The sequence below is a fragment of the Brevundimonas sp. genome, from assembly GCF_041688735.1.
In the GTDB taxonomy this organism is placed as follows: domain Bacteria; phylum Pseudomonadota; class Alphaproteobacteria; order Caulobacterales; family Caulobacteraceae; genus Brevundimonas.
This window is the reverse complement of sequence record NZ_JBDNHO010000062.1, coordinates 1-1,940: the sequence shown is the minus strand read 5'-3', so window position 1 is coordinate 1,940 and position 1,940 is coordinate 1. Positions and strand designations below refer to the sequence as shown.

Annotated in this window: 1 protein-coding gene; it reads right to left on the bottom strand. The window is 70.2% G+C overall.

Translation table 11 applies throughout. From position 1 onward, the window contains the following. Positions 1 to 98: 98 nt before the first annotated feature. The coding region (gene cckA / locus ACESMO_RS06775; protein ID WP_372707403.1) for a cell cycle histidine kinase CckA at positions 99 to 1,940 on the bottom strand (1,842 nt) is incomplete at its 5' end.

Below are 1,940 nucleotides of genomic sequence, written 5' to 3'. Positions count from 1 at the left end.
CCACAGAGTTCAGACACCTGGGTTCCGGGTTCCGCTGCGCGTCCCCGGAATGACGGGGTTTGGTGAACGTCCGCGGCTCTGCTGAATGTCGGTTGAGCCTATCCCGCGCGCAGTTCCTGTTTGACGCGCTCGGCCAGGGTCTTGATGTCCAGCGGCTTGGGCAGGAAGGAGACACCGACCTCGTCCTGCAACAGGTCCGAAAAGTCGCTCTCGGCATAGCCGGAAATGAACAGGACCGGCGCGTCGCCGAGGAAGGGTCGGGCCTTCTTGAGCAGGGCGGGACCGTCGAGGCCGGGCATGATCACATCCGAGATCATCATGTCGATGGTCCCGGCATGCTCCTCGGCGAGGGCCAGGGCTTCCTCGCCGTCGGCCGCCTCAATCACGTCATAGCCGCGCTGGCGCAGAAGGCGGGCGGCGATCCCGCGCACGGCGGCCTCGTCCTCGACGAACAGGATACGGCCGGCCCCCGACAGGTCGCGCGGGGCCTTGGCGACCTTCTCGACCACCGGCGTCTGGGCCAGTTCGGCCTCGTCGGCCTCGGGCAGGAAGATGCGGAAGGCGGCACCGGCCCCCTCCACGTTCGACACATTGATGTGCCCGCCCGCCTGTTCGACGATGCCATAGACGGTGGCCAGGCCCATGCCCGTACCCTCGTTGACGGCCTTGGTGGTGAAGAAGGGCTCGAAGATCTTGTCGAGGATGTCCGGCGCCACCCCCGGGCCGGTGTCGCACACCTCGATCAGGGCGACGACGTCGGTGGTCGGCGCGGCCCAGCCCATCCGCCGCGCCTCGTCGGCGGTCAGGCGGCGGGTCTTGATAGTGACCACGCCGGCACCCGGCTCGACCACGCCGCGCATGGCGTCGCGGGCGTTGACGGCCAGGTTCATCACCGCCGTCTCCAGTTGGCTCTTGTCGGCCAGGACCACCGGCAGGTCGCGGCCGTAGTCGGTCTCCAGCCGGACGTCCTCGCGCAGCAGGCGGCGCAACAGGACAGCGAACTCGCCGACCAGCTCGCCGAGATCGAGCCGCTCGCGCCGCACCGTGGACTTGCGCGAGAAGGCCAGCAGCTTGCGCACCAGGTCGGCGGCACGGATGGCGGTCTGGCGGATTTCGTTGAGCCCTTCATACGAGGGATCGCCGACCGGGTGACGCTCCAGCAGGCCGGACAGCTGAAGCTGAATGGCGGTGAGCAGGTTGTTGAAATCGTGGGCCACCCCGCCGGCCAGCTGGCCCACGGCCTGCATCTTCTGGGCCTGCGACAGCTGCAGCTCCATCGACTTCTGGGCCGAGACATCGAACAGCCAGACGCGGCGCGCCTCGCCCTCGGGCGCGACATAGAGGTGCAGCATCCGGTCGGGGTGGGCGCGGGCGACCAGTTCAATGGGTCCCGACGACCCGCCCTCCAGCCGCGCGCGGGCCTCGGCCACGCCGGCGGGATCGAAAAGATGACCGAAGGCGGCGTCGCGGGCCGCGGCGGGTCCGGTCAGGACGGCCAGGGCGGCGTTGGCCTCTTCCACCTTGCCGGAGAACAGGTCGTCGGCCTTGATCACGGCTGAGCCGAACGGCGCACCTGCGGCCATCGCCCGGCTCTCGGCGGCATTGGAGGCGCCGACGGCGCGGGCCGGAACGCCGCCGGACACCGGCAGGACGGCTTCCGGCGCGACGCGGACAAGGAAACGGCCCTCCCCTGCCTGGCCGATCAGCACTTCCTGCTCGCGCTCGCCGATGACGACGATGGCGCGGCCCTGCTCGCCCGCCCGGGCCTGGGCGAAGGCCATGTAGAGGGCGGAGGCGGACTTGCCCCGCCTGGCATGAACATGGGGCAGGGCGGTGGTCGCGCCGTTGGCCTCGGCCCAGGCGGCGTTGAAGGCCAGCACCTGGCCTGTCGACCAGACCAGGGCGGCGGGCTCGGCCATGGCGTCCAGCAGGTCGACCGT